Here is a 25,127-nt window from a genome sequence, read left to right on the forward strand (position 1 = left end):
AAACGGTCAAAACCATAACCTATTAGAAACAGATGCTCGGACGGTTCAGGGTCCATACGGATCCGCAGCAGAGCCGCGTAGTGAAGGCAGTATGACCCACCCTGGATCCTATTGAGGTTTCTCGGGCCTGCGCTTTCTGGGTCTACGTGTTTTAGGTTTCTGCTCCTTTTCCATATCGTTTACCAAATTTCGGTCGGGGAGTATGACCCGCTGCCCCGAAATCTTGGTCATTCCGGTATTTTTGCCGTGATGCATTTCGTTGCCGCCAAATGCCTCAATCGAAAATAATTCTATGTGGTTTCCATTCAAAAGTCGGAGGGTAGGCAGGTTATCAAAGAGTGCATATTTCTCAGTAAATGGCTTCATTTTCGATCCCGCCGGGGTAAGGCAATTATAAAATATCACCAAGAGTTCCTGATCGCTAAGCTGAGAGCGGAGCAGTCGAATGTGGTGCGCCTCACTTTGAGCACTCTCATCAATATACCGGATTATGTTGTACAGAAATCTGAAGTAGGCCGACAATTCAAGCTGGTGATCCCGCCAAAATTTTTGAAATGCATTAGCAACAAGTTCGGTTTCGATACCTTGCGGATATTCGGCACGATTTTTCCTGTAGATTTTTGTTAGTCGCGTGTAAAAAGTCTTAAAACAATCTCGACCAGTTTGCGTCGCTTTTGTTTTATTATTATAAAGATCTACCCCCTCGACTATTCGGTCAAGTGCGCTCAGCATGTTAAAGAACGAGTTCTCAAATTTTTGCTGGTCGGTGGCCTTGATTTGGGCCTCCAATGCATCTGCGGACCTTTTAAGTTCGGCTCGTGAGTAGGATAATTCCCGCCTTTGCAGGGCGATGGTAATCAAGACACCAGTAAAGGCAAGAAAGCTCAAAATGGGATTAAGTGTGCCCCCGACGAAATCCCCAAAGACTCCAAATTTCGTATCTGCGTCGCTAACAAATATTGAGAAGGTTAATATCGATCCGAGCTCACCTTTCTGGGTGCGCATTGAGGGTATTGATGCGCGGTTTGAACCCGAAGTGACCACAACCGGAACCCAGTCTGACATCTCGATCTGGAAACTACAGGGCGGCGCCGACTTCATGTTACATGAGGGTGCCAGCGGCTATTTGATCGGAGGGGTAACCCTTCATTACGGCACCGCAAACAGCGACATTACTTCCCGATTTGGCGATGGGTCCATTGATACCAAGGGTTATGGGGCGGGTGTATCCGCCACTTGGTATGCAAACAGTGGTCTGTATATCGATGGCCAGTTGAACGTCACCAAGTTTGACAGCGATCTTTCCTCCGCCACACTTGGCGGCTTAACCAATGGCAATGACGGCACAGGTTATGCTGCTTCTGTGGAGTTAGGGCAAGGCTTCCCGGTAGGTCAGAACACGACGCTGATCCCGCAAGCCCAGCTGACCTACTCATCGGTTAATTTTGATGACTTCACCGGACCCTATGGTGAACGTGTCAGTCTGGACGATGGCGAAAGCCTGCAATTGCGCTTAGGGATTGCTGCAGAGCATGAGGTCACTACAGCTGATAGCCAACAACTGCTTTATGGTATTTTCAATCTCTATCGCGAATTTGATGGCGGCATACAGATTGATGTCTCTGGCGTGAAGCAATCAAGTGAGGGTGACGATTGGAGCGCCAAGGTCGGTCTTGGCGGACAGTATACATGGAGCGAGGCCTACCCAGCTTACGGAGAAGTTTCATATGCCACGGGTGTTGAGAACTTAGGTGACAGCCGCCGTGTACAAGCAAGTCTCGGCGTCAGAATAGATTTCTGAAAAGAGACCGCCACCACAGGGCGTATCTCCGGTGCTGGCAATTGTTTACGCACTCCCGCCGCTGTTAGGAATGGCTATGCTACCACGCAAGACTACCTGTATGCCCGCGGGCTGCATTGCGTATCACGACGTTTCGCAAGAGTTGGCCGATGAGATTCTCGCTTTTTTATCCCGATTACCCTCAATTCGCGCGCGAGTTATGTAGCGAACCGTTACTTGATTAGCGTCTTCGATGCGCAAAACCCGAACGTGATGAGATTTAGCACTCGCGAGGATGGTATCGTCCAAAAAAACGAAGGGCGGCGGGCCGGAAAGCGAGGACGAAAGTGGCGACAGAGCTGAATTTCGCCCAAAACTGGTCTGGACATTCTGTCGCAGAGATTATTAGCTGATCAAACCGGTCTTATTGACCGCCCTGCCAGATACAGGCGCAGACCTGAGGGTAGGTATTTTCAGATTTGGGGGGATCCATGGATAGACGTTCATTTATCAAACGCGCGGGCATTGTCGGTGTCGGCGCAACAACTGCCGGACTTGCGGCGCCAGCGATTGCGCAGGGTAACATTACTTGGCGTATGGTTACGACTTGGCCTAAGAACTTTCCCGGCCTTGGTGTCGGCGCACAGCGGCTTGCCGACCGTGTTACCGCCGCGTCCGGCGGGCGCCTGACGGTTCAGGTTTATTCCGCAGGCGAGCTAGTGCCTCCGCTTCAGTCGCTGGATGCTGTTATCGATGGCACCGCCGAGATGAGCCACGGCGCTGCGTATTATTGGCAGAACAAATCGCCAGCATTGTCGTTCTTTACCGGTGTGCCTTACGGCATGACTACGCCGGAATTGACGGCTTGGGTCCGCTATTTGGGCGGTCAGGAAATCTGGGATGAAGTGTATGACCAGTTTGGCGTTCAGGCCTTTTTGTCGGGGAACACTGGCACCCAGACCGGAGGTTGGTTCCGTGACGAACTGACAAGTCTTGAGGACATCAAAGGCGTGCGTTTCCGGACACCGGGTCTGGGCGGTCGCGTTTGGGAGAAACTTGGCGCAACTGTGACGAACATGGCTGCGGGCGAGATTTTCCAAGCCTTGCAATCCGGCACGTTGGACGCTGCCGAATTTGTTGGCCCTTACAATGATCTGGCGCTTGGTTTCCATCAGGTTGCCAAAAACTACTACATGCCGTCGTTTGTTGAATCAGGTCTGGCGACAGAGCTGGTGGTCGACAAGAAAAAGTATCAAGAGCTGCCAGAGGATCTGCAGGCGATCATCCGTGATGTTTGTCAGGCCGAATACGATCAGGTTTCTTCCGACTTTGTCGCCAACGATCCGCGCGCCTTGCGCACGCTGGTCAATGACCACGGCGTAATTGTGCGCGATTTCCCCGATGACATTCTGGAAGCGGGTGCAAACGCATCTGTTGAAGTTGTGCAAGAGTTGCTGGACAGCGAAGACGCACTGGTCAAAAAGACTGCCGAGAGCTTTGTCGAGGCTCTGGGTCTGGTGCGTGAACGCACCGAGAAGATCGACGCACGCTATGTTATGGCGCGTGAAAAGTATCTCAAGTATTAAGATCTTTCACTACTTTATAAAAAGGCCCGGTAGATTTACCGGGCCTTTTTTTATTAGCCTGCGATCAATCGCGGCAGCCATGTCACGATACCAGGGAACGTAAACAGGATCGCAATCGCCACGATCTGTAAGCCCACAAACGGGATAATCCCTTTGTAAATCGCGGAGGTCGGCAGGTCATCAGGTGCCACGCCACGCAGATAAAACAGCGCAAAGCCAAACGGCGGTGTCAGGAACGAGGTTTGCAGGTTCACGCCCACAATCACTCCCAACCATACCGGATCAACGTCGAGCATCAGCAGCACAGGTGCCGTGATCGGGATCACGATAAAGATGATCTCGAATGTATCGAGGATAAATCCCAGCACAAACATAATTAGCATGACCACTGCGACGGCCATTAATGTGCCGCCTGGCAAGTTGGACAAGAATTCGTGCACCAGATTGTCGCCACCCATCAGACGGAAGACGACTGAAAACACGGATGCGCCTAGCAGGATCACAAAAACCATCGAGGTGATTGTCGCTGTGGCCACTGTGGTTTGTCGCAGGATCGAGAACGACAGCCGCCAGCGCAGTGCGGCAAGCAACATTGCGCCCACGGCTCCTACCGACGCGGCCTCGGTCGGGGTGGCGATGCCGCCAAGGATCGAACCTAACACCGAAAGGATAAGCAGCATTGGCGGGACAAGAGAGACCACAACTTCGCGCAGAAGATCTTTCTTTTCTTCGGGTGGCACGGGTGTGGCTGGGCAGCTTGCGGGGTCAGTAATCGCTTTGAATATCGTGTAGGAAAGATACAATCCGACCAGCAGGAAACCGGGCAGTAACGCGCCTGCAAAGAGGTCGCCAACTGATACTGCGGTGGGCGCAAAGTTGCCTTTTTCCATCTGGACCTGCGAATTGATACCCGACAGCATGTCGCCCATAAAGATCAACACAGTGGACGGCGGAATGATTTGCCCTAATGTGCCGCTGGCGCAGATAACGCCGGTTGCGAGCTTGGGATCATAGCCCGCGCGGAGCATCGCAGGCAGCGAGATCAGGCCCATCGTTACAACGGTCGCCCCTACAACGCCCGTTGACGCAGCAAGCATCGCGCCGACGATAATCACCGACATGCCCAAGCCGCCACGCAAATTGCCAAACAACTTTGCCATCGTCAAAAGCAACTGTTCCGCGATGTTAGATCGTTCCAGCATCACGCCCATAAAGATGAATAACGGCACAGCGACCAACACCTCGCTGGTCATAAAACCGATATAGCGGTTTGGCAGCGCGCCAAAGTTCGAGGGATCGAACACACCGAAACCCATGCCAACAGCGCCGAACATCAACGAGACACCCGCCAGTGTGAACGCGACCGGAAAGCCGAGTAGTAAAAAGCCGATAATGCCAAAGAACATCAGGCCGGCCAGAATTTCTCCGATGAGAATAGTCTCCATCAGGCGACCCCTTCGCTGTCAGGCAGGTTTGTGGATGCTCCATACCGCTGCGTGGCAGGCACCAGATCGGACCTCCCGGCTAGCACCAGAATAGAGGTCATAATGATCGCGAGGCCTTGCAGCGCCAACAGGGCTGCAAACACGATAATGAAGGTTTTCAGGATATAGAGGCCAGGCATACCGCCGACATTGGCGGACGCTTCCGAGTAGCTCCATGCGCGTACGACAAATGGCATGGAATAGGCATAGACCACGGCGCAAAACGGCAGCAGGAAAAACGTGGCACCAATTAGATCGACTATCGCTTTGGTACGCGGCGTTGCAGGGCGGTAAAAGATATCAACGCGCACATGGTCGTTTCGCTTTAACGCAAAACCGGCCACGGCCGTAAACATCGCACCGTTTAACCAGATATAAAGGTCTTGCATCCACACATAAGACACCGCGAAGAGATATCGCTGCACCACCACCGTGAAACAGACGATGACAATGCCCAGCGATAACCATGAGAATAGATGGCCAACAAACGCGTTCAATCCGCAGATTGCCCGAACGCCTAGTGCAAGTGCCCGCATATGAGTATCCCCCTGTCGTTTATGGGTTTGCTTGCCATGAAATGAACATCCACGCAACAACGCAGGCGCGGCTAGATCTGAAAAATCGGTGAGAAATGTGCTTTTACGTCGCGATAGTGTCTGTAAAAGCGCGCGTGGTTGTCCTGCTATCAGCATCGGGTGTGAGGGGAACCAACATGGGGTGGCGGAATTTGGTGAGCTGTCGTGTCCAGTTGATCTGCGCACCGCGACCAGCGTTCGTTTTGGCTGCTGCAACAACCAACTGATGAATAACGGAACCAAATCCGGCCTGCTCTGTTGTCTTGATGTAGAGGGGCTAGGAAATGAATTCAGGCCACCCGATGAAAGAAAAGAAGGATTTAATATGACCAATATTATGAAAACCACAGCAGTTGCAGCTCTTTTGGCGTTTGGCGCGACCGGCGTATCTGCGGCTAGTTTTGGCTACCAAACGCTTGTTGATGAGAGCGGTTCAATCACGTTGAAGTTGGTCCGCGCTGACGAGGCGGGCGTTGTCGTAATCTATGATTACACTGGCGGTGAATTTGGTGAAGTTCTCGGCACCAGTGAGTTGAATGAAGGCGCGAATACTGACGTTATTGTTGCGCTCAACAACAACACAGCCGTTGATATGGCCGCTGTGATCTATTCAGGTCCAATGACCGATCCAACAATGGCAGCAGGCTGGATCGAGCTTGACGTCCGAATGGACGATAACCGCTAAACAGTTTGCGCGGGAAACCAATCAACCCGTTTTACGGAAGGGCAGCCTTATTTAGACTGCCCTTTTTTGTCTCAAGATTTGACTGGGTGGGGCTGCCATTGTAACGAGCCACGGATCACAAAAGGTCGCCGCAATATGTAAGCGAAGAGTGAAAATTGTCGTGAACGTGCAAAAGAACCGGGCCTTTTGCTCTGTGCGCGCCTGCTGAAATCCGGTAGAAGCAGACAAAATCCTTAACATATGGACTGATATCATGCAGCCAACACGTCGCGCGTTTTCTTTCGGAGCTTTGGCGATCCTCATTTCGGCATGTAGCGGCAGGTCGCGCAGCGGATTTTCTGGGGCGGCGCCCGCGTCCGCGCCGGTGATGCAAGCTGTGCCAAGTGCAGGATGGGATGCATGGGTAGCCGGATTTAGAGGCCGTGCAGCCAGCAGTGGCATTTCGCAAGGCACAATTTCGCAAGCGTTTGCACGCGCGGGGTTCTTGCCTGATGTGATCGAACGGGACCGGAACCAGACCGAGTTTTCGCGCACTCTGGAAGAATATCTTGCGATTGCAGCCTCCGACGAACGCATTGCGAAGGGGCGGGCCAATTTTGCGCGCTACCGCGATGTATTGGGACGGATCGAGGCGACTTACGGGGTCGAGGGCGAGGTCGTGACAGCAGTTTGGGGCTTGGAGAGCATGTTTGGCGAACGGCGCGGCAATGTGCCTGTGGTTTCGGCGCTTTCTACCCTGGCCTACGAGGGTCGCCGTGGCGCATTTTTCGAAAGCCAGCTGATTGCCGCGCTCAAGATTTTGCAAAGCGGCGATATCACGGCCGACCGTATGACGGGCAGCTGGGCAGGCGCGATGGGACATACACAGTTTATTCCGACGTCCTATCTTGGTTATGCTGTTGATTTCACCGGTGACGGACGACGCGATATCTGGAGTGACGATCCCACCGACTCTCTGGCGAGCACTGCGGCCTATTTGTCGCGGTCGGGCTGGCAGCGCGGGCAGGCATGGGGCGGTGAAGAAGGATCGCGCGGCGCGGCGGACGGCAACCGGCGGCTTCAACCGCAAGCGGGGGGGCCTATGTTTGTTGTTGGCGCAAACTTTAATGCGATCAAGCGCTATAACAATTCCGACAGCTACGCGATTGGTGTCGGGCATCTTGCGGACCGTATCGCGGGCGGCGGGCCATTTAAGGGCAGTTTCCCGCCAGACCGCTACGGGATGACGGCTGACCAGCGCAAGCAATTGCAGCAGCGATTGACCGCGGCGGGCTTTGACACGGGCGGCGCGGACGGGGTGTTGGGCAGCAAATCCACTGCCGCGATTTCGGCCTACCAGCAGCGCAGCGGGCTGGCAGTGACAGGCGAGCCGTCGTTGGAATTGCTACGTAGGCTGGGATAATCGGCGAAATTGCACGCGGGGCGAGGCGATCCTGTCTTGCTTGCATTTTGGCGTGACTACTGACTTGATCCGCGCAATGCCCACCGTGGCGCATAGGATCGTGACCAAATAGATCGGAACACCCATGACACGCATTTTGATCAACGGATTTGGACGGATTGGCCGAACGGTGTTGCGCGCTTGGGCACAGGGGGGCTGGCCAGATTTGGACATTGTCGGCATCAATGATATCGCCGAGCCTGACCTTTGCGCGCATTTGTTTGAATACGATAGTATCTTTGGGCATTTTGGCGGCGAGGTGTCGCTGGACGGCAAAACTCTTGTGCTGAACGGCAAGCGCATTCCGTTTACGCAGATCACTGATCTTGGCACGCTGGATCTGACAGCGATCGATCTGGTGCTCGAATGCACGGGCAAGGCGAATACACGCGAGGTTGCAGAGCGTGGCTTGCGGGGCGGCGCGAGGCGCGTGCTGATTTCGGGCCCGTCGGATGCGGCAGATGTGACGGTGGTGATCGGCGCAAATGATGACCTGCTCGACGATCAGAAAATCGTCTCGAATGCGTCTTGCACGACGAATGCATTGGCACCGCTGGTTAAATTGCTTGACGATACATGGGGGGTACGCACCGGCTGGATGACCACGATCCATTGCTATACCGGCAGCCAGCCGACGATTGACGCGCCGCGCGGCGATATGATGCGTAGCCGCGCGGCCGCCTTGTCGATGGTGCCGACCACAACAAGTGCAATGCAGCTGCTTGATCAAGTCCTACCTGATATCGCGGGCCGGATCGAAGGTGCGGCGGTACGTGTACCTGTGGCCTCTGTTTCAGCGGTTGATCTGACTATGACGCTGGATCATCCCGTGACCCGCGATCTAGTTCTTGCCCTGCTCTCGCAACCAAGCAAAATTATCGGTCATACAACAAAACCGCTGGTTTCGTCCGACCTGCGCGCCCGACCTGAAAGCCTGATCGTGTCATTACCCGAAACCCGCGTGACCGCCCAAGGGCTGCTGCGCGTATTCGGTTGGTATGACAACGAATGGGGGTTTTCGTGCCGTATGCTCGATATGGCGGTACGCATGGGCTAGCGGTGCTGTGAACTCTGGCCTTTCACATCAGGCAGCGGCGAATTAGGATTTGTCCTAACAAAAAGGGAATATTATGACGGCAATCGTCTCGGTGCGCGGATTGCGCAAGACGTTCAATTCGGGGTTCGAGGCGCTCAAGGGGGTGAATCTGGACATCGAAGAGGGCGAAATTCTTGCGCTTTTGGGGCCAAATGGTGCCGGGAAAACCACGTTGATTTCGACGATCTGCGGGATCACTTTGCCGACATCCGGCACGATCACCGTGGGCGGTTTTGACACGCAGACTGATTTTCGCGGGGCCCGCAATCTCATCGGGCTCGTGCCGCAAGAGATCAATCTAGAGCCTTTCGAGACTGTGATGAATACTGTGCGGTTCTCGCGGGGGCTATTTGGCAAGCCACGCAATGACGCGTATATCGAGCAGATTTTGAAAGACCTGTCGCTGTTCGACAAGAAAGACAGCAAAATAATGACGCTATCTGGTGGCATGAAACGGCGGGTTCTTATTGCCAAGGCGCTGTCGCACGAACCGCGCGTCTTGTTTCTGGACGAGCCGACCGCTGGGGTTGATGTGGAGTTGCGCAAGGACATGTGGAATGTCGTGGCCAACCTGAAATCTGCGGGTGTGACGATTATCCTGACGACGCATTATATAGAAGAAGCTGAAGCGATTGCCGACCGCATCGGGGTGATTTTCAAGGGTGAAATTCTGCTGATCCAAGGCAAGGCCGAATTGATGGCGCAGATGGGGCAAAAGCAACTGATTGTCGCGCTAGACGTGCCGCTGACCGAAGTGCCTGCCGCGCTTGCATCCTACGGTTTGGAAATCGGTGAAAACGCTCAAAGCCTGATTTACACCTATGATACCAGAGGTGCGCGCACGGGGATTACCACGCTGCTAGGTGATCTGCAAAAGGCAGGTTTGAAAATGACGGACATGCAAACCCGCCAAAGCAGTCTTGAGGATGTTTTCGTTGGCCTCGTGGAGGAAAAATCATGAACTTTACTGCAGTTGCCTCGATCTACCAATTTGAGATGGCGCGTTTTTTCCGCACGGTGGCGCAGTCTATCGTTTCGCCAGTCTTGTCCACCTCGCTTTACTTTGTGGTGTTTGGCACGGCTATCGGCAGTCGTATCGAGTCTATCGAGGGGGTCAGTTATGGTGCGTTTATTGTGCCGGGGCTGATCATGCTTTCTGTGATGACACAGGCCACGTCCAATGCATCATTCGGAATCTATTTTCCAAAGTTTACGGGCACGATTTACGAATTACTTTCCGCACCTGTGAATTTTCTCGAAATTACCCTTGGCTATGTCGGCGCGGCGGCGACAAAGGCGTTATTTATCGGGGTTATTATCCTGATCACCTCATTTTTCTTTGTGGATATCAGCATTGCACACCCGTTCTGGATGGTGGGGTTTCTGATACTGACCTGTATTAGTTTCTCGCTGTTAGGGTTCATTATCGGCATCTGGGCCGGCAATTTCGAACAACTGCAACTGATCCCTTTGCTGATTATTACGCCGTTGGTGTTTCTGGGCGGCAGTTTTTATTCAATCACCATGTTACCGCCCGTCTGGCAATCGATCACGATGTTCAACCCTGTGGTTTACCTGATCTCGGGATTTCGCTGGGCGTTTCTTGATACGGCTGACGTGCCTGTGGGCATCTCGCTTTTTGCGATTGCGCTGTTTACCGGTGCCTGTGTGATGGCGATCTGGTGGATTTTCCGCACGGGCTGGCGGATCCGTCAGTGACCCTTGCGGCCTGCGTGTCGCGAACATAGATGTGACAATATGAAAAAATACATTCCTTTTGTGAAAAGCGAACCCTTTGTGGCGGTGATCCGGTTGCAAGGACAGATCAACAATGGCGGACGCGGGCTGGATAGCACCGGTCTTGGTCCAGTGATTGAAAAAGCATTTTCCAAAGGCAAGCCAGCCGCTGTTGCATTGGAAATTAACTGTCCCGGCGGTAGCCCTGTGCAATCGTCATTGATCGCCTCGCATATACGGCGTTTGGCCGACGAAAAGAAAATTCCTGTTTTCGCCTTCGTCGAGGATGTGGCCGCATCGGGTGGCTATTGGCTGGCTTGTGCTGCTGACGAGATTTATGTCGATGAATGTTCGATGACCGGTTCCATCGGCGTGATCAGCGCGGGCTTTGGCTTGCACGATCTGATTGCCCAATACGGGGTCGAGCGGCGGGTGCATACGGCGGGTAAATCCAAGGCGATGCTGGATCCTTTCAAAGCGGAAAACCCCGCCGATGTAAAACGGCTGAAGGGCTGGCTAGAGGATTTGCACGGCACGTTCATTGCCTATGTGAAATCGCGACGCGGTGCAAAACTGGCGGATCATCCCGACCTTTTCACCGGCGAGGTCTATATTGGTCACAAGGGCGTCGAGCAGGGGCTTGCAGATGGCATCGGCCACCTCACGCCTGTGATGAAGGCCCGCTTTGGCGACAACGTGCAGTTCAAACGCTACGGTCAAAAGCGCGGATTGCTGTCACGGTTTGGCGCACGGGTGCTGGATCAGGCTGTTGGGTCGATTGAAGATCGTGCCGCATTTGCGCGATTTGGACTTTAACGTGATTTTCAAAGTTGTCACATTATTTCTCGTTGTCATGGCCGTGTTGGCGATGTTCGGGAAATGGAAATTTCCCGGGCAAGCGCGGCTTGCGGCGGCTAAATGTAAATCTTGCGGCAGATACCGCATAGGCAAAGGCCCCTGTGCCTGCTCGAAAGGAAAGCGTTGATGGATTGGCTCTATACCGCCGTTGGTCTGGTGATTTTGCTGCTGGCGGGGGACAGTCTGGTCAAGGGGGCGGTGAACCTGTCGCTGCGCCTTGGTGTGCCTGCATTGATTGTATCGCTGACGATTGTGGCCTTTGGCACGTCTGCGCCTGAACTGTTGATTTCGGTACAGGCGATCTGGGACAATGTGCCGGGTCTGGCGCTGGGCAATGTGGTTGGATCGAATACTGCCAATATTTTGCTGGTGCTGGGTATCCCCGCGCTGATGGCGACGATGCATACCAGTGAATGCGACACCCGCAGCAGTTATTTGCAAATGCTGGGTGCAACGGTGCTATTCATCGGGCTGTGTTTTTACGGGCCGCTGACATGGGTAAGCGGTGTGATCCTTCTCGTGGCATTGGCTGCTATGTTGTTTTATGCGGCACGCGCGGCCAATAGCCATCGCAAGGCGAACGCTGAAGAGGAAGAAGTCGAAGGGGCTGACCCCAGCCTTGGCTGGCCGAAGATTACGCTCTTTCTGGTGCTGGGCCTGATCGGCCTGCCTTTGGGCGCAAGCCTTCTTATTGACGGCGCAACGAACATCGCCCGCACTTTTGGCATTTCAGAAACCGTCATCGGCTTGACGTTAGTGGCGATTGGCACCTCGCTGCCTGAACTGGCGACCACAGTTATGGCAGCCCTGCGCCGTCAGGCTGATGTGGCCTTAGGCAATGTGATCGGGTCAAATATGTTTAACCTGCTAGGGATCATGGGGATCGCCAGCATTGTTGGCGATATTCCGGTAGATCCGCAATTCCTGCGCTTTGATCTGTGGATTATGGCGGGGGCTTCGGCGCTCTTGATTCCGTTCGTGTTCATGAAGGTCGATATCAACCGGATGTGGGGCATCGTGCTAAGCCTGCTTTACGTCACCTATCTGGTGGTGGTGCTGGTTTAATGCGCGCGCTTGTAACGGGTGCAGGGGCGCGGCTGGGTCAAGCGATGGCGCTATATCTGGGTACACGCGGCTATGATGTGGCGGTGCATTACGCGGGTTCGGCTGCGGGTGCCGCAGATACGGTGTCACAGTTGCGGGCAATGGGGCGCAACGCTGTGGCATTGCAGGCCGATTTGCTGGACGAGGACGCGACACTGGCGCTGATGCCCGCTGCGGCAACTGCACTCGGGGGGGCAATCACTTGCCTTGTGAACAACGCCTCAATTTTTGAATACGACACGATCAAATCGGCGACCCGTGAAAGCTGGGACAGGCATTTGGGGTCAAACCTGCGCGCGCCCTTTGTGCTGACCCAAATGCTGGCCGAGCAAGCGCCGCAGGCTGGAACTGATGATAACGGCGAACCGGTCGCGTCTTCATTGGTTATCAACATGCTCGATCAGCGGGTACATAAACTAACACCCGAATTCATGACCTATACGATTGCCAAAATGGGACTTTGGGCGTTTACGCAGACCGCAGCCCAAGCGCTGGCACCCCATGTGCGGGTGAATGGTATCGGTCCGGGTCCGACGCTACAGGGACATCGCCAAAGCAAGATGCACTTTGAAAACCAGCGAGCGGCGACGGTTTTGGGGCGTGGCGCAAATCCGTCTGACATTGTCGCAGCCTTGGGTTTTTTCCTGGATTCTCCTGCCGTCACGGGACAAATGATCGCGGTCGACGGCGGGCAACACCTGTGTTGGCAAACACCTGACGTGCTAGGGGTCGAGTGATCCTACGGAAAGTTGTGCACCTGTTCACGATTTTGTCAAAAGATGTTTACAAAAGCTTAATGATATCAGTCAGTTGCGAGTTTTAAATAAAATTATACAATAAAAACAATACATTAACTTAATGCCCTTTTTTTAGGCATTTAGGCGAACGACGCTATAAACAAGGGAAATTACGAGACCTGATAGAATTGCCCACCGACTTATCCACAGAAACCGTGGATGCCTTTCCTCTTGTCGCCAGCGCGTTACCATTGCAGCGAGACCAGAATCAGCGAGCCCCAGATGCCAGACCCGATAGATGAGACCAAACTGAAGGGATATGCCCGTATCGAGGCCTATCTGCGCACGATCGACGGATCGCCGGGGGTCTACCGGATGCTTGATGACGAAAGTCGTGTGCTTTATGTCGGCAAGGCGCGGAACCTGCGGGCGCGGGTCAGCAACTATTCCCGCCCCAGTCCTGCGCATTCGGGACGTATCGCGCGGATGATCTCGGAAACCTCCTCGATGATGTTCCTGACAACCCGCACCGAGACCGAAGCGCTGTTGTTGGAACAGAACCTGATCAAGCAGCTTAAGCCGCGCTATAATGTGCTGCTGCGCGATGACAAATCGTTCCCGAATATTCTGGTGGCTAAAGATCATGCCTACCCGCAGATCAAGAAACATCGGGGCGCTAAGACTGAAAAGGGTGATTATTACGGCCCGTTTGCCAGTGCTGGCGCGGTGAACCGGACCCTTGCGCAATTGCAGCGGATTTTCCTTTTGCGCAATTGCACCAATTCGGACTTTGAAACCCGCACACGGCCCTGTCTGCAATACCAGATCAAGCGTTGCTCTGGTCCGTGCGTCGGGATTATTTCGCCAGCGGATTATGCCGCGACGGTGCGTGACGCCGAATTGTTCTTGCAGGGAAAAAGCAAAGGCATTCAGCAGGCACTGGCCGTGCAGATGGGGGCGGCGTCCGAGGCGATGGAATTCGAACGCGCAGCAGCATTGCGCGACCGGATCAAGGCGCTGACCCAAGTGCAAACGGCGCAGGGCATCAACCCTCAGTCGACCGAAGAGGCTGACATCATCGGGCTGCATATCGACGGTGGACAGGCCTGTGTGCAGGTGTTCTTTATCCGCGCCAACCAGAACTGGGGCAATCACGACTATTATCCGCGTATTAGCGGGGACGAGGACGCCTCCGAAGTGATGGAGGCCTTTGTCGGGCAGTTTTATACCAACCGCGAACCGCCGCGTGCGGTGATCCTGAGCCATGGGTTGGACAACGACGACCTGATGACAGCTGCCCTATCTGAAAAAGCGGGGCGCAAGGTCGACGTTATTATCCCGCAGCGTGGCGAAAAGGCGGAACTGGTGCAGGGCGCATTGCGTAATGCCCGCGAAAGCCTCGCGCGGAAAATGTCAGAAACTGCAAGTCAGGCGCGGTTGCTGAAAGGGCTGACAGAGGCGTTCGATCTGCCGAAAGTACCGAAACGCATCGAGGTCTATGACAACTCGCATATCCAAGGCGCGTTTGCCGTGGGCGCAATGGTCGTGGCCGGGGCGGAAGGGTTTGAAAAAAATCAATATCGCAAATTCAACATTAAAGGCGACGACATCACTGCGGGCGATGATTTTGGCATGATGAAAGAGGTCATGACCCGCAGGTTCAAGCGGCTGATCAAAGAAGACCCCGAGCGCACATCGGGCATGTGGCCCGACCTCTTGCTCATCGATGGCGGGGCAGGGCAGGTCAGTTCTGTACGCGAGATTATGGAGGCGCTGGGCGTGGGCGATGTGCCAATGATCGGCGTCGCCAAAGGTGTGGACCGGGATGCCGGCAACGAAGTGTTTTACCGCACCGGCAAGCCGGTATTTGCACTGCGCCACAATGATCCTGTGCTCTACTTCATCCAACGAATGCGCGACGAGGTTCACCGCTTTGCGATTGGCACGCACCGCGCGAAACGCTCAAAGGCGATCGGGGCGACGCCGCTTGATGATGTGCCGGGCGTGGGTGCCGCACGTAAACGCGCTTTGCTTGCGCATTTCGGATCGGCCAAGGCCGTCGCACGCGCAAACCTCGCAGATCTCAAAGCGGCGGAGGGTGTCTCGGCGAATATGGCGCAGAAAATATACGACTACTTTCATGAGAATGGTTGAGCCAGCGGCAGACATATTTAAGCTTGAAAGAAACTGCGGCTTTTCACTTGAGAACAGAGCGCATATGGTGGGCTTATGACTTGGAATATTCCTAATATCCTGACGCTCTTACGTCTGCTTGCCGCGCCTTGTGTGGCGGTCATGTTTTTGTATTTTGACAGGCCGTGGGCGGACTGGTTTGCGCTGGTGCTGTTTGTCTCGGCAGCGGTTACCGATTTTGTCGACGGGTATCTTGCGCGTGCGTGGAAACAGGAAAGCAAGTTTGGCGCGATGATGGATCCGATTGCCGACAAGGCGATGGTCGTGATTGCGCTTGTGGTCATCACAGGATTTTCGGGCATGAACCCGTGGATTTTGATGCCAGCCGTCCTGATTATTTTCCGTGAGGTTTTTGTTTCTGGCCTGCGCGAATTTTTGGGGGATACCGCGGGGCTGTTGAAGGTTACGCAACTGGCAAAATGGAAAACCACCATGCAGATGGTCGCGATTGCGGTGTTGTTTGCAAAGGGTGCGTTCGAACACTACCAGATCGATCACCCTGCCGGTGAGGGTTTCAGCTTTCTCGTATTTGGCGCCAACGTTAGCTGGGCGCTGGGCATCGGGTTTTTATGGGTTGCGATGTTGCTAACAGTGCTAAGCGGCGCGGATTATTTCATTAAATCTCTGCCTTACCTGCGTGACTCCAAATGAACGTGATGTATTTTGCATGGGTTCGCGAACGGATCGGGCTGCCTAGCGAAGTGGTGGACACCAAGGCCGCCACAGTGGCCGAACTGGTCGCAGAACTGCGCGCTCGCGAAGACCGCTACGCTGCCGCCTTCGCCGACATTAGTGCACTGCGCGTAGCCCTCGACCAAACCCTCTCCGATTTTGATGCCCCCCTCAAAGACGTGCGCGAAGTGGCATTCTTCCCGCCGATGACGGGCGGCTGATGACCGTCCGCGTGCAAGAGGCCAGCTTTGACGCAGGTGCGGAACTTAACGCGTTTTCCCAAGGGGCAAGCGTCGGCGCAGTGGTCAGCTTCACAGGTCTGGTGCGCGACACGGACGGCACGCTGCACCAAATGGAAATCGAACATTACCCCGGCATGACCGAACGGGCGATTGCTGGCATCGTTGAGCAGGCCAAAACACGCTGGGTGCTCGCGGATGTATTGGTCATTCACCGCTATGGCGCCTTGCCCGTTGGCGCGCCAATCATGATGGTCGCCACAAAATCCGCACACCGCGCCGATGCCTTTGCAGCCGCCGATTTCCTAATGGACTACCTGAAGTCACGCGCGCCGTTTTGGAAAAAGGAAACCACCGCAGACGGAGCAACATGGGTCGCTGCAAAAGACGACGACGAAACCGCGCTAAAGCGCTGGTAAACGGGCCATCGCGGCAACATCATCATGGCGCGGGCACAGCGTCGTGTGATTGTTGATCAAACCGGTCGCCTCCATAAACGCGTAAACAATCGTCGGGCCACAAAATTTGAACCCCGCCTTTTTTAAATCCTTGGATATCTGGGTCGATAACGGCGAGAACGTCGGCATCTGACTGCGATCAGAAATTGCTGTGCGCAGCGGGGTGCCGTCGACGTAATTCCATAAGAATTTACTAAAACCTCCCTGTGCCTCTATACGTTGCCACGCCTGTGCATTGGTAATCGTCGCCGTGATTTTGCCGCGATGACGTATAATGCCCTCGTTCTGCAACAACACAGCAATCTCGGCTTCACCCTAAGTTGCAATCACATCAGGATCAAACCCCGCAAAGGCCACACGAAAATTATCACGCTTTTTCAATATTGTGATCCAACTCAGACCAGCCTGAAACCCGTCCAGCACCAGTTTTTCCCAAAGCGCACGACTGTCATATTCAGGCACCCCCCATTCAGTGTCGTGGTAGTCGATATAAATCTGCTCGCTGCCCGCCCAACTACATCGTTGCTCCATCTGCTTGTCCTTTTTGATGTTCAGAATTTCAATCGCATTTGATTTGATTGCTAGACCTTAACCCTCTGTTATCAGCCAAAAGCGCAATGTGGCATTCAGAAATAGGATAATATCATGCCACCATCCGCCATACCAAAGGACGCCAGCGACGACACCGCGCTGCTTGACCCATTTCACTACGCAATGGCAAGCAGGGACGCGGATGTTCTGACACTCGTGCGTGAAGCCCTCGCCGCAGGACGGGCGCGGCTTGCGTTTCAGCCCATTGTGACCGCAGGCCCCAAAAGCCGGATCGCTTTTTACGAAGGATTGGTGCGGGTGCTTGATGATGCCGGGCGGGTGATCCCTGCGGCGCATTTTATGCCGGTTATTGAAGAAACCGATCTGGGACGGCAAATCGACTGTGTAACGCTTGATCTGGCGGTGAAACTGCTGCGCCTCAACCCCTACCTAAGGCTTTCAATCAACGTATCGGCGCGGTCAATTGGCGACGGGCATTGGCGGCGCATTTTGGAAAATGGGTTGGGGGGTGACGGCTTGGTCGGCGAACGCCTGATCTTTGAAATCAGCGAAACTTCCGCAATGTTCCTGCACGAAGTGGTCACGCGGTTCATGGAAGAAGTGCAGCCGCGCGGGATCAGCTTCGCACTCGACGGCTTTGGGGCAGGGCTGACCGCATTCAAATACCTCAAGGATTTCTACTTTGATCTGGTGAAAATCGACAAAGGGTTCATTCGTGGGATCGAACGGGATCCCGACAATCAGGTTTTGACCAAGGCGCTGCTGACTGTCGCGCATCAATTCGAAATGCTTGTGATTGCTGACGGGGTCGAAACGGCACAAGAAGCGGCTTATCTGACCAAGATGGGCGCGGACTGCCTACAGGGGTATCATTTCGGCGTGCCGAGGTTTGACCTCAAATAGAGTTTCCAAAACAGCGTTGCATATACCGTTTCAGGTCATACAATGGATGTAGTGGCAGGGCGGGGCCTGCGCGCCGACACGGGCATTGCGCCGCTCCGGTTTGTCCTTTGATTAATCTCTGAGAGGACTACTCCCTATGACGAATGTTGTGATTGCTTCCGCTGCACGAACTGCTGTTGGCAGCTTCGGCGGCGCTTTTGCGAATACCAAAGCCCACGAGATGGGCGCGGCTGTGCTTGCCGAGGTCGTGGCACGTGCAGGCATCGACAAATCCGAAGTCAGCGAAACGATTCTTGGTCAGGTTCTGACGGCAGCGCAGGGGCAAAACCCGGCACGCCAAGCGCATATCAATGCAGGCTTGCCAGTTGAATCTTCGGCTTGGGGCATCAATCAGGTCTGCGGATCTGGTTTACGCGCTGTGGCCTTGGGTGCGCAACATATCCAACTTGGCGATGCGTCCATCGTGGCGGCTGGCGGCCAGGAAAACATGTCGCTCTCCGCACATGCGGCCAACCTGCGTGCAGGTCAGAAAATGGGCGACATGAATTTCATCGACACGATGATTCGTGACGGCTTGTGGGATGCATTCAACAACTACCACATGGGCCAAACTGCCGAAAACGTCGCAGAGAAGTTCGGGATCACACGCGATATGCAAGATGCATTCGCCGTCGCGTCTCAGAACAAAGCCGAAGCCGCACAAAAGGCCGGTCGCTTTATCGACGAAATCGTGCCGTTCATCGTGAAAGGCCGCAAGGGCGACATCACGGTCGATCAGGACGAATATATCCGCCACGGCGCAACCCTTGATGCGATGGCGAAAATGCGCCCTGCATTCACCAAAGACGGCACCGTCACAGCGGCAAACGCATCCGGCCTGAACGATGGCGCAGCGGCAACATTGCTGATGTCTGCTGATGAAGCTGAAAAGCGCGGCATCGAACCATTGGCCCGCATCGCGTCTTATGCCACCGCTGGTCTTGACCCGTCGATCATGGGTGTTGGCCCGATTTCCGCGTCGCGCAAAGCACTGGAAAAAGCAGGCTGGTCCGTGGGCGATCTCGACCTGGTCGAAGCCAACGAAGCATTCGCAGCGCAGGCCTGTGCGGTGAACAAAGAAATGGGTTGGGACCCGGAAATCGTGAACGTCAACGGCGGCGCGATTGCGATTGGTCACCCGATTGGCGCGTCTGGTTGCCGCGTGTTGAATACGTTGCTGTTCGAAATGAAGCGTCGCGGCGCAAAAAAAGGTCTTGCAACACTTTGCATCGGCGGCGGCATGGGCGTGGCTCTTTGCGTCGAGCGTCCATAAAATAGATTTCGGCGCGCAATATTGTTGCGCGCCAGTCCGTAATATTACAACATGATTACAACTATAAATTTTATGAAGGAGAGATCTATGTCCCGTGTTGCTCTTGTGACGGGCGGTTCCCGTGGGATCGGTGCCGCTATTTCGACAGCCCTAAAAGACGCAGGTTACACAGTTGCCGCTACCTATGCTGGCAATGACGAAAAAGCTGCGGCATTTTCGGCTGAAACCGGAATCAAGACCTATAAGTGGGACGTTGGTAATTATGAAGCCTGCGCCGCTGGTATCGCGCAAATCGAAGCCGAACTTGGCCCGGTCGAAGTTCTGGTTAACAACGCGGGCATCACACGCGATGCGCCATTCCATAAAATGACGCCGCAGCAGTGGAACGAAGTGATCAGCACCAACCTGACTGGTGTGTTCAACATGACGCATCCTGTTTGGCCGGGTATGCGCGCGCGCAAATTTGGGCGTATCATCACCATTTCGTCAATCAACGGCCAGAAAGGCCAGTTCGCTCAGACGAACTATGCCGCTGCAAAAGCGGGCGATATCGGCTTTACCAAGTCATTGGCCCAAGAAGGTGCGCGCGCAGGCATTACCGTAAACGTGGTGGCGCCGGGCTATATCAACACTGAAATGATGAGCACAATTCCTGAAAAAGTGATGAACGAAGTGATTTTGCCACAGATTCCCGTGGGCCGCCTTGGCGAAGCCTCCGAAATTGCTCGCACCGTTGTCTTTCTTGCGTCCGATAATGCAGGGTTTATCACAGGCTCGACCATTTCCGCGAACGGTGGCCAATACATGAGCTAACCCGTGTTTAGACATGAAAAAAGGGCCACGATTGTTGGCCCTTTTTTGTCGTCAATTCTGTGACGCGTTACACGCTGAGCTTACCGATCTCTTCCTTGATCATCAGCTTTTTCTTTTTCAGCGCCGCAATTTCGGCGTCGGTCGATGATGGGCTACGCTGTAGCGCCTCAACCGAATCTGAGAGGTGTTGGTGCTTCTTTTTAAGTTCGGCAATATGTGAACTTACACTCATGATCGTCCTCCTGATTTAAGTTAGTACCCGACCATTGCATCACATCTGTTCCAATCTGTCACGCCGCAGGGCAGAATATCTGTTATAATTCCAGTCTTACGGCGAAACCTTGCCAGAAGGTTAACCAGTCAGGCAAAAACCGGCTCCATCGCGTAAAATTTCACGCAGTTGCACCGTATAATTCTCGCGGTCGATATCATGCATGGTGCCGTCATGCATGATCAGGTTGGGGCGCATTCGGAACGGCGCTTTTCCCGAATGGCGGGCCTGCAACAAAAACAGGTGCGGCGCCGTGTCCATGCGCGCAGAAATTGGCTGCAAAACCACAGAGCCAAGCCGTCCGTGCAAAGCCGACAGAACCTCTGGCAAACGCGCCATGCGCAGAATCATCGTAAAATACCCCTTAGGGGCCAATCTTTTTGCCGCGACATCGATCCAGTCTGCCAATGGCGTGTCGCCTCCCATCGCAATATCGCGCCCCGCATCGGGTGCGGACGAGCCTTTGTCCCGCTCAAAATAGGGCGGGTTCATCATCACATGAGTAAATTGCGTATTGCGCAGATCGGCAGGCAAGGCTCTCAGGTCGGCACAGACCACATTTACACCGTTTTCGCGCGCTAAATCTGCATAACCCTGCTGGACCTCGACGCCGGTAATACGCAGTTCAGACACCCGTGCAGCCAGACACAGTGATGCCACGCCGACGCCGCAACCAAGTTCAAGCACGCTTTCGCCCGTCTTTGCAGGCACGCTCGCCGCCAGCAAAACCGCGTCAACACCCGCGCGGTAGCCTTTGGCAGGTTGCTTGGCTGTGACTTTGCCACCTAAAAAAAGATCAGATGTGATCTCCATTTAACGGCCCAAATCAATCTCGTTATCGCGCATAATTGCCTCTGCCACGAACAAATCACGGTCTATCACCATTAGGCGGCGCGGCATTATGCCGATTGATCCTTCAAGGACGCTCATGTTTACGTCGAACAGAAAGCAAGCTATACCCTCGCCGTCCAGAAGGGCGGTAGCGTAAGCGATGACAGTAGGGTCGTTTGTGCGTAAAAGCTCTTTCATATCCCTGACGTAAGGTGCTTGCGCGCCTTTGTCTATTCCAGTTGACGGATCGTAAGATGAGCCTTGATACAGCCACGACCAAACCGCATGAACGCCTAGCCGCCGCATTGGCGGACGACATGAGCGCGGTGAATGACATGATCCGCGCCCGCATGGCGTCTGAACACGCGCCGCGCATCCCTGAGGTCACTGCCCACCTTGTCGAGGCAGGTGGTAAACGACTGCGCCCGATGCTGACGCTCGCGGCTGCGCGAATGTGCGGCTACGAGGGTCCGTATCATGTGCATTTGGCGGCGACTGTCGAGTTCATTCACACGGCGACATTGCTGCATGATGATGTGGTCGACGCAAGCGACAAGCGGCGCGGGCGACCCACGGCGAACCTGCTTTGGGACAATACCAGCAGCGTTCTGGTCGGCGATTATCTATTTGCACGGTCGTTCCAGTTGATGGTCGAAACCGGGTCTTTGCGGGTGCTGGATATTCTTGCAAACGCCTCTGCGACAATTGCCGAGGGCGAGGTGCTGCAACTGACTGCTGCCGCTGATCTGGCAACGACCGAAGATATCTATTTCAAGGTTGTCCGCGGAAAGACTGCGGCGCTTTTTTCGGCCGCGATGGAAGTTGGCGGCGTGATCGCGAACGCAGATGAAGCTCTGGTGAAGGCGCTGTTCGACTATGGCGACGCGCTGGGGATTTCGTTCCAAATTGTGGACGATCTGCTGGACTATGCAGGATCCGATGCAACGGGCAAAAATATTGGCGATGATTTTCGTGAACGCAAACTGACCTTGCCCGTGATCCGTGCCATTCGCGCAGGTGACGCAGATGAACGTCAGTTTTGGGACCGCACCATCGCAAAAGGCCGCCAGAGCGAAGGCGATTTGCAGCAAGCACTGGCGATTTTGGCCCGTCACGGCACGATGGATACGACCCGCGACACGGCGATTGAATGGGCTGAAAAAGCCAAGGCATCGCTGGCCCCGTTGCCAGATCACGCGCTGAAAACTATGCTGATTGATCTCGCGGATTATGTCGTCGCGCGCATCACCTAAAGCAGTGGCGCAGGCGCGACCCACCAGTTCAATTCCGCGACCTGAATGACGCGCGCAACGTCGCGGGCGTCCGCCATGTTACGCGTCAGGCCAAAGCAGGTGGCACCCGATCCCGACATGCCGACGTAAGCCACTTTTGGCATGCGGGACAGCTTTGACAGGGCCGCGCCGATCTCTGGGGCAATGACGCGGGCGGGAGCTGTCAGATCATTGCGCTGTGCGCCTAGCCATTTAACAAAATCTTTGAATTTCAGTCCGCCATGCAAGGCACCCATCGCGGGGTTATCTTTGATTTCCAACGCGTCGAATACGGTGGCTGTGGGCACAGTCACGCGCGGATTAACCAGCACTAGCGCGCAGTCGGGCAGTGCCGCGCAGCTGGCCAATTTGTCACCGATGCCGGTCATGTGAACAGGGTGCGGCGCGGCCAGACACACCGGTACATCCGCGCCCAGTGCCAAGACCTCTGGGTGGTTTTCCGGCAGCGGAGCAACCTCCCACAGCTGCGCCAAAAGCGCCAGCGTGATCGCGGCGTCAGATGATCCGCTGCCGATGCCCGCAGCATGGGGCAGGTGTTTTTCCAGCGTCAGGTGCGCGCCAAGTTTGACCCCGCGCGCCGCCTGCAAAACACGCGCGGCCCGCAGTATCAGATTGGTGCCATCGGTCGGCACACCGTCACTAAACGGGCCGCTCACGCGGAGCTGTAAATCACTCGCCGTTGTGGCGGTGATTTCGTCATAGATTCCTGCAAAACCCACAAGGCTATCCAGCAAATGGTAGCCATCCGCGCGTTGCCCGGTGACATGTAACGTCAGGTTCACTTTGGCGGGCGCGCAGCCTTTCAACATGGTCACTTGACGTCCGCCAATGCTGGTAGGCCGTCTTCGGCGCGGACCGCATCAAGACCGATCTCTATTTTGCGGCGGATACGTGCGGCGTCGTCGGGCGTCGGGTCAAATGACAAGGCGCGTTTCCACTGGAACATCGCTTCGGTAAAGCGGCCAACAGCCCAATAGCCATCGCCCAAGTGGTCGTTAATCACAGGATCTACCGGGATCAGAGAGGCCGCGTCTTCGAGGTGACCCACGGCGTCCTGATATGCGCCGCGTATGAATAATACCCAGCCCAGACTGTCGACGATCGCACCATTCGCGGGCTCTGTGGCGACGGCCTTTTCAATCATTCTGAGGGATTCTTCGATATTGATACCGCGTTCGACCATCGAGTAGCCAAGATAATTCAAAACCTGCGGCTGGTCCGGATTTAACGCCAGCGCTGCACGAAAATCGCCCTCTGCGTCAGACCAGTTATCTAGTCCGTGGTGGGCTATGCCGCGCATATAATAGACGAACCATTTCATCGGATCGGTGTCGTCATAAAGGTCAATCGCCTTAGTATAAGCGGCTCTGGCGTCGTCTAACTGATCGGCGTCGCGGTAGGTGTCGCCAAGGGTGGCGTGCACACGGGCTGCGTCGGGGGTGGTGCGGGCAAGAGCTTGCAAGACCTCAATAGCGGTCTCTTCTTTGCCGGCTTGGCGCAGGGCTTCAGCGCGGCCGAGTTCGGCGGATTGAAACGCCGGATCGTTTGGCAAAACGGTGCTGTAGGTTGTGCCTGCAAGGTCGTATTGGCGCATGTTTTCCAACAGGTCCGCCGACAGCAAAATCGCATCGCTATTGGCTGGATTTAACAGGGCTGCCGCGCGGGCATAGCGGAGCGTATAGTCGTCATCTGCGTCACCGACCAAGGCCTGTGCAACCATCAGATACAGCTCTGACATGCCGTCTTTTGCGGTTGTGACATAGGTGAAGTCGAGCTTGTCGCCAGCGGTCAGGCGTTCGCGAATGTCAGCCAGTGAGGGATCGGTTTGCGAACCAAACACGCCTTCGATCAGGGCGGATGCATCGTCATTGCGGTCAAGCTGGCTCAGGATTTGCGCATGGGCAATCGCACTGCGCCGATTGTAGCGCATGCCGTTTTTCGGCGAGGCGGCAAGGATCGCGTCGGCCCCTTCAAAGTCACCCACAGATGCCAGCGCAAGTGCCTTATTATAAAGGCCGTAAGCGCTTAGCCCGGGGCCGGCGATGACCTCGTCAAATCCTTCGAGAGCAAGCGACATTTGCCCCTTACCAACATTGGCCCAAGCCTGCGTTAACCCGTCCACCAGAGGTCCAATTTCACGTCCTTCCGCGATGCCTTGGAACACGGTATCCCAGTCTTCGGCGTTGGCGGCCGTCACGCTTAACACGAGGTGGGCCGATTGGCTTTTCAGCCCTTGGTCGACCATGTCTTGTGCGAGGGGCGTGGCGGCGACGAAGTCGCCAAGGGCGATGCGCGCGATCATTGTGCTTTCGAGCAGGTAGGGGTTGGTGGGATCAGCGGCGAGAGCCTCGCCGAAATAGACAGCGCCCGCGGCGTAATCGCTTGAAAAACCGGCCTGTCTGGCGGCCAGATATGATCCGGCTTGGGGTTCTGCAAAAACGGTGCCGAAAGGCATCACGGCAAGCAGGCAGGAGGCAGCGAATTTGGTGCGTTTTTTCACGGGGTCTG

General features: G+C 54.9%; 26 protein-coding genes and 1 pseudogene. 18 read left to right on the forward strand and 9 right to left on the reverse strand.

What is annotated here, in order from left to right; all coding sequences use genetic code 11:
* Window positions 1-108: 108 nt before the first annotated feature.
* Entirely contained in the window at window positions 109-1,005 is an 897-nt protein-coding gene (locus tag ACXLHR_RS00955) for a putative phage abortive infection protein (protein WP_458789675.1), read from the reverse strand.
* Here ACXLHR_RS00955 and ACXLHR_RS00960 point away from each other — a divergent pair.
* Both ACXLHR_RS00960 and ACXLHR_RS00965 read left to right on the forward strand, forming a co-directional pair.
* Window positions 998-1,801 (forward strand): autotransporter family protein, encoded by an 804-nt coding sequence (locus tag ACXLHR_RS00960; protein WP_458789676.1) that lies wholly within the window; start codon window positions 998-1,000, stop codon window positions 1,799-1,801. The two genes, ACXLHR_RS00955 and ACXLHR_RS00960, sit on opposite strands and share 8 nt — an antisense overlap.
* Before the next feature lie 470 nt (window positions 1,802-2,271).
* The gene (locus tag ACXLHR_RS00965) at window positions 2,272-3,366 is read left to right on the forward strand and encodes a TRAP transporter substrate-binding protein (protein WP_458789677.1); all 1,095 of its coding nucleotides are present in this window, start codon (window positions 2,272-2,274) and stop codon (window positions 3,364-3,366) included.
* 53 nt (window positions 3,367-3,419) lie between these two features.
* Here the strand turns inward: ACXLHR_RS00965 and ACXLHR_RS00970 are convergent, their stop codons facing one another.
* Together ACXLHR_RS00970 and ACXLHR_RS00975 are read right to left on the reverse strand one after the other, a co-directional pair.
* Complete coding sequence (locus tag ACXLHR_RS00970) at window positions 3,420-4,811, reverse strand: TRAP transporter large permease (RefSeq protein ID WP_458789678.1); 1,392 nt, start codon at window positions 4,809-4,811, stop codon at window positions 3,420-3,422.
* Window positions 4,811-5,386, reverse strand: coding sequence for a TRAP transporter small permease subunit (locus ACXLHR_RS00975; protein WP_458789679.1), 576 nt, complete (start codon window positions 5,384-5,386; stop codon window positions 4,811-4,813). Before ACXLHR_RS00975 ends, ACXLHR_RS00970 begins: the two co-directional genes overlap by 1 nt.
* Before the next feature lie 364 nt (window positions 5,387-5,750).
* Between ACXLHR_RS00975 and ACXLHR_RS00980 the strand changes: the two genes are divergently transcribed.
* The 12 genes from ACXLHR_RS00980 (at window position 5,751) to ACXLHR_RS01035 (ending at window position 16,606) form a co-directional block, all read left to right on the forward strand.
* The gene (locus ACXLHR_RS00980; protein WP_458789680.1) at window positions 5,751-6,110 is read left to right on the forward strand and encodes a DUF7282 domain-containing protein; all 360 of its coding nucleotides are present in this window, start codon (window positions 5,751-5,753) and stop codon (window positions 6,108-6,110) included.
* A 253-nt stretch (window positions 6,111-6,363) separates the two neighbouring features.
* Window positions 6,364-7,512, forward strand: coding sequence for a lytic murein transglycosylase (locus ACXLHR_RS00985; protein ID WP_458789681.1), 1,149 nt, complete (start codon window positions 6,364-6,366; stop codon window positions 7,510-7,512).
* A gap of 124 nt (window positions 7,513-7,636) precedes the next feature.
* The gene (locus tag ACXLHR_RS00990) at window positions 7,637-8,608 is read left to right on the forward strand and encodes a type I glyceraldehyde-3-phosphate dehydrogenase (RefSeq protein WP_458789682.1); all 972 of its coding nucleotides are present in this window, start codon (window positions 7,637-7,639) and stop codon (window positions 8,606-8,608) included.
* Between the two features lie 73 nt (window positions 8,609-8,681).
* Window positions 8,682-9,608 carry an ABC transporter ATP-binding protein gene (locus ACXLHR_RS00995; protein ID WP_458789683.1) on the forward strand — a complete coding sequence of 309 codons (927 nt, stop codon included), beginning with the start codon at window positions 8,682-8,684 and terminating at the stop codon, window positions 9,606-9,608.
* Window positions 9,605-10,366: an ABC transporter permease gene (locus ACXLHR_RS01000; protein ID WP_458789684.1), complete on the forward strand. Its 762-nt coding sequence runs from the start codon at window positions 9,605-9,607 to the stop codon at window positions 10,364-10,366. The genes ACXLHR_RS00995 and ACXLHR_RS01000 overlap by 4 nt, the downstream gene beginning before the upstream one ends.
* Before the next feature lie 39 nt (window positions 10,367-10,405).
* Complete coding sequence (locus ACXLHR_RS01005; protein WP_458789685.1) at window positions 10,406-11,200, forward strand: S49 family peptidase; 795 nt, start codon at window positions 10,406-10,408, stop codon at window positions 11,198-11,200.
* A 168-nt stretch (window positions 11,201-11,368) separates the two neighbouring features.
* Window positions 11,369-12,307: a calcium/sodium antiporter gene (locus ACXLHR_RS01010; RefSeq protein WP_458789686.1), complete on the forward strand. Its 939-nt coding sequence runs from the start codon at window positions 11,369-11,371 to the stop codon at window positions 12,305-12,307.
* On the forward strand, window positions 12,307-13,083 hold the full coding sequence (locus ACXLHR_RS01015; protein ID WP_458789687.1) for an SDR family oxidoreductase: 777 nt from the start codon (window positions 12,307-12,309) through the stop codon (window positions 13,081-13,083). The genes ACXLHR_RS01010 and ACXLHR_RS01015 overlap by 1 nt, the downstream gene beginning before the upstream one ends.
* Before the next feature lie 282 nt (window positions 13,084-13,365).
* A complete protein-coding gene (gene uvrC, locus ACXLHR_RS01020; RefSeq protein WP_458789688.1) occupies window positions 13,366-15,237 on the forward strand; it encodes an excinuclease ABC subunit UvrC in 1,872 nt (623 codons plus the stop codon).
* Between the two features lie 75 nt (window positions 15,238-15,312).
* A complete protein-coding gene (gene pgsA / locus ACXLHR_RS01025) occupies window positions 15,313-15,927 on the forward strand; it encodes a CDP-diacylglycerol--glycerol-3-phosphate 3-phosphatidyltransferase (protein ID WP_458789689.1) in 615 nt (204 codons plus the stop codon).
* Complete coding sequence (gene moaD, locus ACXLHR_RS01030) at window positions 15,924-16,169, forward strand: molybdopterin converting factor subunit 1 (RefSeq protein WP_458789690.1); 246 nt, start codon at window positions 15,924-15,926, stop codon at window positions 16,167-16,169. Before pgsA ends, moaD begins: the two co-directional genes overlap by 4 nt.
* Window positions 16,169-16,606 carry a molybdenum cofactor biosynthesis protein MoaE gene (locus ACXLHR_RS01035; protein ID WP_458789691.1) on the forward strand — a complete coding sequence of 146 codons (438 nt, stop codon included), beginning with the start codon at window positions 16,169-16,171 and terminating at the stop codon, window positions 16,604-16,606. The genes moaD and ACXLHR_RS01035 overlap by 1 nt, the downstream gene beginning before the upstream one ends.
* Here ACXLHR_RS01035 and ACXLHR_RS01040 read toward each other — a convergent pair.
* Window positions 16,592-17,176 (reverse strand): annotated as a pseudogene (locus ACXLHR_RS01040) (DNA-3-methyladenine glycosylase I). The gene ACXLHR_RS01035 and the pseudogene ACXLHR_RS01040 overlap by 15 nt on opposite strands.
* Window positions 17,177-17,290: 114 nt before the next feature.
* On the opposite strand from ACXLHR_RS01040, the gene ACXLHR_RS01045 reads away from it, so the two are divergent.
* The 3 genes from ACXLHR_RS01045 (at window position 17,291) to phbB (ending at window position 20,225) form a co-directional block, all read left to right on the forward strand.
* Window positions 17,291-18,100, forward strand: coding sequence for an EAL domain-containing protein (locus tag ACXLHR_RS01045; RefSeq protein ID WP_458789692.1), 810 nt, complete (start codon window positions 17,291-17,293; stop codon window positions 18,098-18,100).
* Between the two features lie 136 nt (window positions 18,101-18,236).
* On the forward strand, window positions 18,237-19,412 hold the full coding sequence (locus ACXLHR_RS01050) for an acetyl-CoA C-acetyltransferase (RefSeq protein WP_458789693.1): 1,176 nt from the start codon (window positions 18,237-18,239) through the stop codon (window positions 19,410-19,412).
* A gap of 87 nt (window positions 19,413-19,499) precedes the next feature.
* On the forward strand, window positions 19,500-20,225 hold the full coding sequence (phbB, locus tag ACXLHR_RS01055; RefSeq protein ID WP_458789694.1) for an acetoacetyl-CoA reductase: 726 nt from the start codon (window positions 19,500-19,502) through the stop codon (window positions 20,223-20,225).
* Between the two features lie 67 nt (window positions 20,226-20,292).
* Here phbB and ACXLHR_RS01060 read toward each other — a convergent pair whose 3' ends face one another.
* The 3 genes from ACXLHR_RS01060 to ACXLHR_RS01070 form a co-directional block, all read right to left on the reverse strand.
* A complete protein-coding gene (locus ACXLHR_RS01060) occupies window positions 20,293-20,457 on the reverse strand; it encodes a YdcH family protein (RefSeq protein ID WP_458789695.1) in 165 nt (54 codons plus the stop codon).
* Between the two features lie 120 nt (window positions 20,458-20,577).
* Window positions 20,578-21,309, reverse strand: a complete 732-nt coding sequence (locus ACXLHR_RS01065) for a tRNA1(Val) (adenine(37)-N6)-methyltransferase (protein ID WP_458789696.1) — start codon at window positions 21,307-21,309, stop codon at window positions 20,578-20,580.
* Window positions 21,310-21,525 carry a putative signal transducing protein gene (locus tag ACXLHR_RS01070; protein ID WP_458789697.1) on the reverse strand — a complete coding sequence of 72 codons (216 nt, stop codon included), beginning with the start codon at window positions 21,523-21,525 and terminating at the stop codon, window positions 21,310-21,312. It abuts the gene before it with no gap.
* 56 nt (window positions 21,526-21,581) lie between these two features.
* Between ACXLHR_RS01070 and ACXLHR_RS01075 the strand changes: the two genes are divergently transcribed.
* A complete protein-coding gene (locus tag ACXLHR_RS01075) occupies window positions 21,582-22,580 on the forward strand; it encodes a polyprenyl synthetase family protein (RefSeq protein ID WP_458789698.1) in 999 nt (332 codons plus the stop codon).
* Here ACXLHR_RS01075 and ACXLHR_RS01080 read toward each other — a convergent pair.
* The gene (locus ACXLHR_RS01080) at window positions 22,577-23,434 is read right to left on the reverse strand and encodes a 4-(cytidine 5'-diphospho)-2-C-methyl-D-erythritol kinase (RefSeq protein ID WP_458789699.1); all 858 of its coding nucleotides are present in this window, start codon (window positions 23,432-23,434) and stop codon (window positions 22,577-22,579) included. The genes ACXLHR_RS01075 and ACXLHR_RS01080 overlap by 4 nt on opposite strands.
* On the reverse strand, window positions 23,431-25,119 hold the full coding sequence (locus ACXLHR_RS01085; RefSeq protein WP_458789700.1) for a tetratricopeptide repeat protein: 1,689 nt from the start codon (window positions 25,117-25,119) through the stop codon (window positions 23,431-23,433). Before ACXLHR_RS01085 ends, ACXLHR_RS01080 begins: the two co-directional genes overlap by 4 nt.
* Between the last annotated feature and the right edge of the window lie 8 nt (window positions 25,120-25,127).

The organism is Yoonia sp. MH D7, assembly GCF_054439475.1.

Coding starts and splice junctions, on each gene's coding strand:
- ACXLHR_RS00955 (WP_458789675.1), bottom strand. CDS start 1,005: ATGCGCACCCAGAAAGGTGAGCTCGGATCGATATTAACCTTCTCAATA.
- ACXLHR_RS00965 (WP_458789677.1), top strand. CDS start 2,272: ATGGATAGACGTTCATTTATCAAACGCGCGGGCATTGTCGGTGTCGGC.
- ACXLHR_RS00970 (WP_458789678.1), bottom strand. CDS start 4,811: ATGGAGACTATTCTCATCGGAGAAATTCTGGCCGGCCTGATGTTCTTT.
- ACXLHR_RS00975 (WP_458789679.1), bottom strand. CDS start 5,386: ATGCGGGCACTTGCACTAGGCGTTCGGGCAATCTGCGGATTGAACGCG.
- ACXLHR_RS00980 (WP_458789680.1), top strand. CDS start 5,751: ATGACCAATATTATGAAAACCACAGCAGTTGCAGCTCTTTTGGCGTTT.
- ACXLHR_RS00985 (WP_458789681.1), top strand. CDS start 6,364: ATGCAGCCAACACGTCGCGCGTTTTCTTTCGGAGCTTTGGCGATCCTC.
- ACXLHR_RS00990 (WP_458789682.1), top strand. CDS start 7,637: ATGACACGCATTTTGATCAACGGATTTGGACGGATTGGCCGAACGGTG.
- ACXLHR_RS00995 (WP_458789683.1), top strand. CDS start 8,682: ATGACGGCAATCGTCTCGGTGCGCGGATTGCGCAAGACGTTCAATTCG.
- ACXLHR_RS01000 (WP_458789684.1), top strand. CDS start 9,605: ATGAACTTTACTGCAGTTGCCTCGATCTACCAATTTGAGATGGCGCGT.
- ACXLHR_RS01005 (WP_458789685.1), top strand. CDS start 10,406: ATGAAAAAATACATTCCTTTTGTGAAAAGCGAACCCTTTGTGGCGGTG.
- ACXLHR_RS01010 (WP_458789686.1), top strand. CDS start 11,369: ATGGATTGGCTCTATACCGCCGTTGGTCTGGTGATTTTGCTGCTGGCG.
- ACXLHR_RS01015 (WP_458789687.1), top strand. CDS start 12,307: ATGCGCGCGCTTGTAACGGGTGCAGGGGCGCGGCTGGGTCAAGCGATG.
- uvrC (WP_458789688.1), top strand. CDS start 13,366: ATGCCAGACCCGATAGATGAGACCAAACTGAAGGGATATGCCCGTATC.
- pgsA (WP_458789689.1), top strand. CDS start 15,313: ATGACTTGGAATATTCCTAATATCCTGACGCTCTTACGTCTGCTTGCC.
- moaD (WP_458789690.1), top strand. CDS start 15,924: ATGAACGTGATGTATTTTGCATGGGTTCGCGAACGGATCGGGCTGCCT.
- ACXLHR_RS01035 (WP_458789691.1), top strand. CDS start 16,169: ATGACCGTCCGCGTGCAAGAGGCCAGCTTTGACGCAGGTGCGGAACTT.
- ACXLHR_RS01045 (WP_458789692.1), top strand. CDS start 17,291: ATGCCACCATCCGCCATACCAAAGGACGCCAGCGACGACACCGCGCTG.
- ACXLHR_RS01050 (WP_458789693.1), top strand. CDS start 18,237: ATGACGAATGTTGTGATTGCTTCCGCTGCACGAACTGCTGTTGGCAGC.
- phbB (WP_458789694.1), top strand. CDS start 19,500: ATGTCCCGTGTTGCTCTTGTGACGGGCGGTTCCCGTGGGATCGGTGCC.
- ACXLHR_RS01060 (WP_458789695.1), bottom strand. CDS start 20,457: ATGAGTGTAAGTTCACATATTGCCGAACTTAAAAAGAAGCACCAACAC.
- ACXLHR_RS01065 (WP_458789696.1), bottom strand. CDS start 21,309: ATGGAGATCACATCTGATCTTTTTTTAGGTGGCAAAGTCACAGCCAAG.
- ACXLHR_RS01070 (WP_458789697.1), bottom strand. CDS start 21,525: ATGAAAGAGCTTTTACGCACAAACGACCCTACTGTCATCGCTTACGCT.
- ACXLHR_RS01075 (WP_458789698.1), top strand. CDS start 21,582: ATGAGCCTTGATACAGCCACGACCAAACCGCATGAACGCCTAGCCGCC.